Origin of the sequence: Tepidanaerobacter sp. EBM-49 (genome assembly GCF_001896645.1) — a bacterium.
In the GTDB taxonomy this organism is placed as follows: domain Bacteria; phylum Bacillota; class Thermosediminibacteria; order Thermosediminibacterales; family Tepidanaerobacteraceae; genus Tepidanaerobacter; species Tepidanaerobacter syntrophicus.
This window is the reverse complement of sequence record NZ_MPPE01000009.1, coordinates 1-9,796: the sequence shown is the minus strand read 5'-3', so window position 1 is coordinate 9,796 and position 9,796 is coordinate 1. Positions and strand designations below refer to the sequence as shown.

Sequence of the window (9,796 nt, the reverse complement as noted above, 5' to 3'; positions counted from 1 at the left end):
TACTTCCTTTAGCTCTTGTTCAAATTCAGGGTATGTATAGCTCCCATCTAAAAGCTTAAATATTTTTTCTTCTACAAGCAGGAATTTATCCATTACAAGAGAATTTTCTCCATAAAGACCTCACCTTTCTGAGTTTTATACTCATCCATGCAAGGATGGTGAGGTCTTTTTTCTACGTCCGAATGAATTTTTCCTGCAAAAAACCTAGAAATATTTTACACTATCGATGTCAACAAAATTGACTGCGCTGATGCATGAGATTTTAAAACATTTAGTATGTAGGACAAAATTTTACGTAATTATATTATAATATTTTATTAAAGGACCTACATTGTTCAGCCATGAAAGTTTGGAGTCTTCCCTAGGTAAAAGTTCTCTCCCATGTTCGCCTGCCATTACCCAAAGGTAATACACCTGAAACCCAGGAGCAGCTGCAATCGGATGATACCCTTCCGGCAATATTACAGTATCTCCGTCTTTTATTAAGTAAGCCTTTCTTAAGGAAAGATCCTCATTATACATTACCTGAACTCCGAATCCACCTTCAGGTTTTATCCTGAAATGATATATTTCTTCCATTTTAGTTTCATAAGGAGGATTATAAACATCATGTTTATGTGATGGGTACCCAGACCAATGACCAGGATAGTTTATTGTTTCACCAACTATGATACGATGAACCTTCCCCTCACCATTAGCTACTATAATATCTCTTACATCTCGCTTATAGTTTAATATACCACGATTATTGCAAACTACATCTTCCGGCATTACAATAAAAGGCTCAAATTGTTTTTCTGCTTTAGCTGTTACAATAGCGACTTCCGCGAATAAGCCTTGCGCTTCTCTTATTTTAAATGAACTTTTAACAGGAACGTAAACAGAAGTTGGATTACCGGAAAATACGTCCTTTCGCACACCCAAATTAGTATATTCTTTCTTATTTACTGAAATATCACACTTACCCGATAGAATAACCAGAACAGCTTCTTCATCTAAAGTTTCTGATTCAAAGCTTTTTCCAGCATCTAATCTTATCAATTCAAACCCGCAAAATTCGAGATCTTCTCCAACTTTTACTATTTGCCTATAACCAGTTAAATCTTGATTTGGATACAAATATTGCATAAGCCTGCCTCCTTTATTTCTAAAATTTACTTCACCTTACTAAAATATCTGGTCTGAGCATAGAAACTCCTCTAAACTCAATTTCCGTTAAGGGGTATTCAAGCGTTTTAGTTATAATTTCAGCACCGTCTTCAGTTATTAGAATCGTATCCTCTGATTTTGTTCCTGCAATACTCGGATTCCATGCATAAGCTTGATTTACGGCTACTGTTACATCACTGTAAGAAGTAGCTCTAAACTCTCTAGAATTGTATCCAGTCATTCCTCCCTGATGATGATAATGCCATTCATTACCAAATCCTACTTCTTTGTAGGCTTTTTTACCTTCTTTGAATATATCTTTTACTTTGCGTCCTGGTTTTGTTGCATCTATAAAAGCAACATCAACTTTTAGTACCGCTTGATGGCGTTCTCTTAAATCTTCGGGAATTTCCCCAAAACAAACTAAACGTGTCAGAGAAGTCATCAGACCGTATTTATGACCGGAAACTGCAAGAAGAACATATTTTTTTATTGGCTTTTCCGTTGGTAACGGATGTCTATATTTATAAGCTCTTTCATCAGAAGCTACAAGATTTACAAACGGGTAAAAATCATATTCCGCCGAAATTTTTTTGATCATTCTAGAAACTTCTATTTCAGTGTCACCAGGCTTTACACTAAAAGCCACCTTCTCAAGGATTTTCGATGCACAAATTCCTGTTTCCATATATCTTTTCTGCTCTTCGGGAAGCAGATCCCACCGTAATTGCGTTAATTCTTCCCCTACGTCGGCATCAATAAACACCTTTTTCCCTCTTGAAATTTCGTCCAATGACGTTTGACGTCCCTTGGGTTCCCACCAAGGAAATTCCACCACTTCTATAGGAAGACCATTCAGTTCTTCTTGTATTAGCCTTTGCGCCTCTATATTATTTGAAAGCAAATAAACATTATCTTGAGTAATTAATATTTCTGCGCATGCCTTGGGTGAGGTAATTCCAATATAAGGCCTCCCCCCTGTAAGCCATAGAAAATTGATGGCATCACTGATAGATAAAACTTTAATATCTTTTCTGTCCATTAATGTACGTATCCTAAACAGTTTCGTTTCAAATTCCGCTTTAGTCCAACTCATCAAAAATACCTCCATTTACATTTTACATTTATGGAATTAATATAATCTTTAAAGCATTTTTAGCCTCTACCAGCTCACACGCCTCATTAACCTCATCTAATGGTTGTTTTTTGCTAATCATGGGTGCTAGCTTTAATTTGCCTGAAGCATACAAATCCAATGCTAATAAATAATCAGCCCATTCAAATCCCTGTAGACCCTTCAGCTGTTTCTCATCACGTACAACATTCCATGGTTTAAAGCTGACTTCTTTACCGTCAAAGCCGCTTCCACCCATGAGAATCAGTCCGCCTGCCGCAGCAACCTCTATTGCCTGGGTTACAGCTTCGGTGTTTCCTGTAGCTTCAACAACTATATCAGCACCCTTTCCACCGGTCATTTCATTTATTTTTTCAATAGGATCTTCAATATCGCTTTGAATTACATCAGTAGCACCCAACTCCAACGCAAGCTTTAGTCGTTCGCTATCAGAACTTAAACCAACCATTACTAAGCGCACAGGTGAAGTTGCAAGCATTGTTTGCATAATAAGCAGACCAAATGACCCTGGACCAAACATTACAATAAAGCTGCCCGGCGTAATCTTATTTGTCCTAACTGCTCTTGCAGCGGTAGTAGCAGGTTCTAAAATTGCAGCATGGTCATCAGAAACAAAATCGGGTACTTGAAACAAAATATCTTCATCTATAGCCACATATTCTGCAAAACTCCCGGGTAAATCTATGCCTATATGCTCCCATTTGCGACACCTATTCAATACTCCTGTACGACAAGCATAACACTGTCCACAACCACGAATTGCACTTGATGTAACACGATCTCCGACTTTTACTTTACGCACTTGCGAGCCAACAGCAACGACCTCACCGCATAGTTCATGTCCGGGGATTATTGGGGTTTTTACTCTACCATGTCGCCCCATAAATGTATTATTTCTAATAGCAACATCAGTCCCGCATAATCCTATTGTTTTTACCTTTACCAATGCTTCATACGGCTTGGGTTCCGGAATGGGAACATCCATTATTACTAACCTTTTAGAGTCATCATTCTTTACAGCTGCCTTCATTACTATTCCTCCCCTATAATACATATATAAAATTGAGCAAACTTTTGATTAACCTTAAACTTCAAACATATACAAAAATAAAATGATAAAATGTTAGCTCTAAGCTATATATTAATTTTTTTACTCCCTTTGGAATCATTGATGCTTGCATCCAGTTCTTCTAAATCTATTCGCCGGCCCTGTTCTGCGCTTAGATACGCCGCATAAATAACCTGAACAACCTGCCGACCAAGCTCACCATTGGAAATAGGTTCACGATCGTAATAAACCGCCTCTGCAAAGTCTTGCATCTCCTGAGGATAACCGCGCATCCAATCTTCATCCGGTGACGGGAAAGTCCAACCTGCCTTTGTTTCTATCTTTTCCGAAATATATTCATTACCAAATATTTCATTTGCAGGTGCATATGCTTTAACTGAATCATTAGATGTCATGTTGCATTTAATCACACAATTCGTAGTATAAACATCAAGTGTATTTACAACGCCGCCTAATGTTGTATCATTAGACTTTACCAATGCCTTAGTACCGTCCTCAAAAGTAATAATTACAGTAGCCCAGTCTTCTACATCTTTCCATTCACCTACAATCCATCGAGCAGACAAGTTTTTAAAAGTTTCTGTACGTGTAAGGTTGCCTACATCTGCTACTACTGATTTTACACGAATGGGCTTTCCTTGCCTTAGGTTGCCCTCAAAGTGTTTAAGATGTATAACTAAACCCAAAGGATGTGAACCCAGCCTCAGCAGAGATCCACCCCCCGCAAGATTCCAATGCCTCGAGTAGGCTGCATGAGAACCGCTGTGACTTTCTTCAGACCTAATCTCAAGAATTGCACCTTCACTTTGTTTCAAAAGCCGCTTTGCTTTTGCCACCGGCGGTGCATAGATAAAGTCTTCAGCATAACAGATCTTTACATTATTGCGTTTGGCTTCAGCCAGAATAGCATCGGCATTATCCATGGCCTCTTTGTACATATGCAGTTTTGGAATATGCCCTGTTTGGTCCACATTACCTTTAAAACCTTCCCCGAAAGCACCTGTCAAAGGTTTTTCACATACAATATGCTTTCCTGCCTTTGCAGCATCAATGCACAGCTGTCTGTGATGTATATTCGGGGCACATATATCCACTATGTCAATGTCTTTATCATTGAGCATCTGCTGATAGTCATCATAGACCCGAACTATCCCATATTGTTTTGCAAAACATTCCGCTTTCTCTTTCGTTCGCGAGAAAACACCTAACACCTCAATAGGAATCCCAATTACTTGATTATATGCGTCCATGTGTATGTGAGATACAAATCCCGCTCCTACAAGACCAATCTTAATCTTCTTCATACGCGTTCTTTCCTTCTTTCGTCATATATTATTTATCGCAGCTAACTTGGCTATTTTTCACCGCCAAGATACGCATCAAGCATAGATTTATCTTTAGCAACTTCGTGGCTTTCGCCAGATAGCACTACCTCTCCGACGCTCATTACATAGGCATAATCAGATATAGCAAGCGCAAGCTCCGCATTTTGTTCAATAAGCAGTATTGTAGTACCCTGTTCATTTATTTCTTTAATCTTATCCATTATCAAATCCACGATCACCGGTGCCAGCCCCAAGGACGGCTCATCCAACATCAAAAGCCTGGGTTCCGACATGATCGCTCTTGCTATAGCTAGCATCTGCTGTTCCCCACCAGACATTGTACCTGCTAATTGATTGTGACGTTCAGCTAGCCTAGGAAAAAGCTCATAGGCTTTTTCCATATTAGCTTTTAACTTGTTTTTCGAGTATTTACGGGAATATGCTCCAATTTTCAAGTTATCTGCTACAGTTAAACCGGGAAATACTAAACGACCTTCCGGAACATGTGCTACTCCTAGTTTTACGATTTCATCTGGGCGTAGACCTGCTATAGATTGTCCGCAAAATTCAATTCGACCAGATATAGGTTTAATCAAACCTGATATTGACTTTAAAATTGTGGATTTACCTGCACCATTTGCCCCAAGCAAAGCGACAATCTTGTTTTGCGGAACTTCAAGATCAATTCCGTGTAATACCGGAACTGTAGAATAAGCCACTGTAAGTTCATAAATTCTGAGCAAATTTAGCGACCTCCTCTGCCTAGGTAAGCCTCAATTACGACCGGATTCTTTTTAATAACATCAAAGGTACCTTCGGCAATTTTGCTACCGTGATTAATAACGAATACCCAGTCCGCAAGTTTACCTACAACTTCCATGCGGTGCTCTATAAGCAGAATTGAGATGCCCTGCTTATTAATTTTTTTAACTAATTCCATCAAATCGTGTATTTCCTGGGAATTTAGTCCAGCTGCTGGTTCATCAAGTAAAAGTAGTTTTGGTTTAGTAATAAGCGCCCTTGCAATTTCAAGAATTCGCTGTTTGCCATATGGGAGATTGCACGCTTTCTCATTGCGCAAATCGCTTAGTCCCACAAAGTCTAAGACTTCATCTACTTCTTTTGTACTAGCAACAACCTCCCTGCGATATGAAGCTGAGTTAAAAACAGTATGAATAATACTCGCACCACCATTACCATAGCCTTTACCTAGTAATGCATTTTCAAATACCGTTTGCGAGCCTAAAATTCGTATATTTTGGAAGGTGCGGGCTATTCCCATCCAGGAAATAGAATGCGGCATGAGGCCTTGTATCGGCTGCCCTAGAAATTCGATAATTCCTTCGTCAACATTGTAAATACCAGTAATAAGGTTGATTGCTGTAGTTTTCCCCGACCCGTTAGGACCGATTAATGCACAAATCTGGCCGTTATAAACGTTTATATTTAGCTTGTCTACCGCTACTAATCCACCAAAACGCTTAGTAATACATTCAGTTTTTAGTACTAAATTATCATCATTTTTTTCGGCGTTCATTACAATCAACTCCTATTCCCTGGTTCAGTCGAGCTTGTGTACATTCCAAACCTTTTTGTTATACTTTTAAGAAATTTGAGAAATGCATTGTCAGATTTCACCCAGTTTAATCGAAGGTAGACTAATAAAATTAGTGAATAAACTAACAAACGACTACTAGATAAAAACCTCAGAACTTCAGGCAGCCCAGTAAGTATAATCGCTGATATTACGGTTCCTATTACACTTTGCATACCGCCCATTACTACCATCAATAAATAAGTGGTACTCTCAGCCGATGTAAAAGAGTCCGGACTCATGTACCCAGTTAGATTAGCTAAGAAAATCCCTGATAAACCGGCTAACATCGCGGATAAGCTGAAGGCAACAAGCTTTGCGCGTCTTACATCAATTCCCATAGATTCGGCAACAACCTCATCTTGGCGAATTGCTTTTAATGCTAATCCTAATCGAGATCTGCCTATTCTTTCTGTTCCAATTATAACAAACATTAATGTAATAACCATAAAGTAATAAACCCATTGTAAGTTGGGAAACAGTTTCGCAAACCCAGATAATCCGTATGCCCCTCCTGTAATCGGCTCAAGATTGAGAAGTAAGATGCGTACTATTTCGCCAAAACCTATCGTAGTAATGACAAGAAATGGTCCTGAAAGCTTAAAAGAAGGAAAAGCTAAACCTGCCCCTATAATAGTAGTTAAAGCAGTAGCTAATATCATCCCCAGCCATGGAGATAAACCAAACTTAACAAGAAGAATACCATAGGCGTAAGCACCTACAGCTAAAAGTGCAGCACTGCCCATTGATAACATTCCGCCATAACCGGTTAGAATTAATAAGCCAACCACGTGTATTGCATTTTGCACACCCCGTTGTAATACATAGAATTCATATTGAGATGTTATGTGGGGTGCTATTAGTAGAATTATTCCAATTACTAATAGCGCATGCTTGCGCAGCAGCTCTATGAGTTTTGCCATTATTAAACCCCCTAAACCTTCTCGGAAATTTGAGCTCTAAAGATTCCTCCCGGCCTAAAAAGGAGGAATATCACAAGCACAACAAATGTGAATACATCGCGGTATGCCGGATCAACTAATGTTGCAAAAATTGTCTCTGCAACGCCAACTACTATGCCCCCTACTAAGGCTCCGGTAAAGCTGCCAAGACCACCAATAACTACAGCAGACATAGCTTTTACCGCAATTATTCCCCCCATCGATGGAGTTAGTGGAATAATTGGAGAAATTAATATCCCAGAAACAGCAGCTATTGCCGTACTCAACAGAAAAGTTAATGCAATCATACGATCATTCCTGATCCCCATTAGCCAAGATGCAGTTTGGTTCTGTGCCACAGCTCTCATAGCAGTTCCAATCATTGTTCCTCGAAGAAAATATTGCAGGAATATGAGAAGTAAAGTTACTATAATAACAATCCCTATTACATGTGGCATCAAATATAATTTGCCAATCTGCATAACTTTAGAACCGAAGGGATTAGCATAGGTCTGAGGCGTCGACCCCCAGATAACCAGAATTAGATTACGGATAAACACTGAAAGAGCTATCGTACCAATAAGAATGATCTGTGGATTCACTCCCTGCTCTAGCATAGGATAAAAGTAGATTTGACTCAGAATATATCCCAACAGTCCCATTATGACTATAACAGTAACAAAAGCAGGAATATATGGTATTTTCAGTGCACCAAAAATCGAGAGCATGAGATAACCGCCAAGTGTAAGCAAATCACCTTGAGCAAAATTAAACAAGCCTGAAGCGTTCCAGATTAAGGATATGCCTAATGCTGGTAAAGAGTAAATAACGCCCATAGCAAGACCATTTAAAATAAGCTGAAATAAGGTAGCAATTGTCAAGATACCAACACCTCTTCTGATTGTTGTAGGTAATAAGGTCGCTAGCAGGCTTGCCTCTGTATTAAATTGCTAGCGACCAACTCATTCCTTAATTACAACAATATATTAATGGCTAGCGCTCTACAGGATACTCCTCTTTTAAAAGCAACTGCCATTTTCCATCCTTAAATATCTGGGTGTAAATTGTATGAACTAAATTGCCTTCCTTGTCCGCTTGGTAATGAGCAAGAACACCTTCATAATCAAGCTTTGAGAGTTCTTCACGTATCTTTTCCCGATTTCCGCCAACGCGGCCTATTATATCTGCCAAGATATAAATTGAATCATAATGGTTAATGTGGGTTGGTGAAAGCGGCTCCTCAAATTTTTCCTTATACTTTTTAATAAATTCCTGACGCTTAGGATCTGGATCTCCTGGTGAAAATGTAGTACTGCATACTAATCCTTCAATATTAGCTGTTCCTGCCAATTCCTCCACAGCCGGAGAAGCACAACCGCGTTCTCCAAATACAAGCACATTCTCCATTCCTAACTCCATCCGTTGTCTTAAAATTAGCCCAAGCTCTGCTTCATAGCCATACAAGAACAAAGCGTCTGCACCGGTATTCTTAATTTGTAGAAGTTGAGCCGTAAAGTCTCGGTCACCGTCATTATATGTTTGAATAGTAACTGGCTCAAGCCCGTATTCCGCAAGTGCGGGTAAAGTAGCATCCCAAAGACCTTTAGAATACTCATTGTTACCATATAAGACAGCAGGTCTTGTTACATTGAAATATTCTTTAGCTGTCTTAGCTAGAATCGGAATCCAATAGGTTGAGGGAATTTGGATTCGGAAGGTATAAGGATTGCCTTTCTTAGTGATATCAGCATTTGTCCCATCTACAATAAACGGTATTTTAGCTTGTTTCCATAAGTCTTGTGCTGCAAGAATAGTACCTGAACGATTAGGTCCTATAACAGCCACAGGTTCTAAAGCAATAGCCTTGCGAACTGCCTCAATCCCTGTTGTTGTGCTTGAAGTTTCATCAACCGTTACATATTCTATTGGAACACCATTAATTCCGCCCTTTTCATTTATTTCATCCACTGCCATTTTAGCCGCATTTACCAAGATTTGACCCTGAAACGATGCATCGCCTGTGAGAGGTGCCAAATGTACAATTTTATATGACTCTGGTTTATTATTACACCCTTCTAGCAATAAACTGAAACCCATGACAATTAGTAAAACAATCGCAAAACCGCGTTTTGCCATTAATTTTTTTAACATATAAGGTCCTCCTTATTATTTCTATTTATTTGTCTTTTTAATTTGCTTACGGCAATAATCATTCTAAAGGGGATACGACTTGAGTCTATAATTTTTTGCTTTGAGAATTTTCAGCTATAAATCTATCATCCTCCTAAATACGGTTTTTCGCTTCTTTTTTCTGAATTTTTTAATTTTTATTCCAATACTTAATCTATTGCGAATTAATTAAATTTGACTTGCACCCCCTTTTGTTTCTATCTATTCTACTTGCATTATACTAAACTACTTTCACATTATTTTAAAATTTGATTCAAATTATCACATCCAGATCGTATGAAAAATCCCTTCTTCATCTATTCTTTCATAAGTATGTGCGCCAAAATAGTCCCTCTGGGCTTGAATTAAGTTGGCAGGTAAGGTATGCCTGCGATAGGAATCATAGTATGCAAG

At 38.8% G+C, this 9,796-nt stretch carries 10 protein-coding genes; all 10 read right to left on the bottom strand.

The window, feature by feature from the left end:
• Positions 1-291: 291 nt before the first annotated feature.
• Positions 292-1,128, bottom strand: coding sequence for a 5-deoxy-glucuronate isomerase (iolB, locus tag BUE08_RS01665; RefSeq protein ID WP_286680199.1), 837 nt, complete (start codon positions 1,126-1,128; stop codon positions 292-294).
• A 31-nt stretch (positions 1,129-1,159) separates the two neighbouring features.
• Complete coding sequence (locus BUE08_RS01660; RefSeq protein WP_286680198.1) at positions 1,160-2,245, bottom strand: M24 family metallopeptidase; 1,086 nt, start codon at positions 2,243-2,245, stop codon at positions 1,160-1,162.
• A 28-nt stretch (positions 2,246-2,273) separates the two neighbouring features.
• On the bottom strand, positions 2,274-3,314 hold the full coding sequence (locus tag BUE08_RS01655) for a zinc-dependent alcohol dehydrogenase (protein WP_286680197.1): 1,041 nt from the start codon (positions 3,312-3,314) through the stop codon (positions 2,274-2,276).
• A gap of 104 nt (positions 3,315-3,418) precedes the next feature.
• On the bottom strand, positions 3,419-4,657 hold the full coding sequence (locus tag BUE08_RS01650; protein WP_286680196.1) for a Gfo/Idh/MocA family protein: 1,239 nt from the start codon (positions 4,655-4,657) through the stop codon (positions 3,419-3,421).
• A 50-nt stretch (positions 4,658-4,707) separates the two neighbouring features.
• Positions 4,708-5,421, bottom strand: a complete 714-nt coding sequence (locus BUE08_RS01645; RefSeq protein WP_286680195.1) for an ABC transporter ATP-binding protein — start codon at positions 5,419-5,421, stop codon at positions 4,708-4,710.
• A 2-nt stretch (positions 5,422-5,423) separates the two neighbouring features.
• Positions 5,424-6,215: an ABC transporter ATP-binding protein gene (locus BUE08_RS01640; RefSeq protein ID WP_286680194.1), complete on the bottom strand. Its 792-nt coding sequence runs from the start codon at positions 6,213-6,215 to the stop codon at positions 5,424-5,426.
• Positions 6,216-6,220: 5 nt separating this feature from the next.
• The gene (locus tag BUE08_RS01635; protein ID WP_286680193.1) at positions 6,221-7,195 is read right to left on the bottom strand and encodes a branched-chain amino acid ABC transporter permease; all 975 of its coding nucleotides are present in this window, start codon (positions 7,193-7,195) and stop codon (positions 6,221-6,223) included.
• Positions 7,196-7,206: 11 nt separating this feature from the next.
• Complete coding sequence (locus BUE08_RS01630) at positions 7,207-8,094, bottom strand: branched-chain amino acid ABC transporter permease (protein WP_286680192.1); 888 nt, start codon at positions 8,092-8,094, stop codon at positions 7,207-7,209.
• Positions 8,095-8,206: 112 nt separating this feature from the next.
• A complete protein-coding gene (locus tag BUE08_RS01625; protein WP_286680191.1) occupies positions 8,207-9,364 on the bottom strand; it encodes an ABC transporter substrate-binding protein in 1,158 nt (385 codons plus the stop codon).
• Between the two features lie 300 nt (positions 9,365-9,664).
• Positions 9,665-9,796 (bottom strand): hypothetical protein (locus BUE08_RS01620; RefSeq protein WP_286680200.1); only part of this gene is annotated, 132 nt, incomplete at its 5' end.

Coding starts and splice junctions, on each gene's coding strand:
- iolB (WP_286680199.1), bottom strand. CDS start 1,128: ATGCAATATTTGTATCCAAATCAAGATTTAACTGGTTATAGGCAAATA.
- BUE08_RS01660 (WP_286680198.1), bottom strand. CDS start 2,245: ATGAGTTGGACTAAAGCGGAATTTGAAACGAAACTGTTTAGGATACGT.
- BUE08_RS01655 (WP_286680197.1), bottom strand. CDS start 3,314: ATGAAGGCAGCTGTAAAGAATGATGACTCTAAAAGGTTAGTAATAATG.
- BUE08_RS01650 (WP_286680196.1), bottom strand. CDS start 4,657: ATGAAGAAGATTAAGATTGGTCTTGTAGGAGCGGGATTTGTATCTCAC.
- BUE08_RS01640 (WP_286680194.1), bottom strand. CDS start 6,215: ATGAACGCCGAAAAAAATGATGATAATTTAGTACTAAAAACTGAATGT.
- BUE08_RS01635 (WP_286680193.1), bottom strand. CDS start 7,195: ATGGCAAAACTCATAGAGCTGCTGCGCAAGCATGCGCTATTAGTAATT.
- BUE08_RS01625 (WP_286680191.1), bottom strand. CDS start 9,364: ATGTTAAAAAAATTAATGGCAAAACGCGGTTTTGCGATTGTTTTACTA.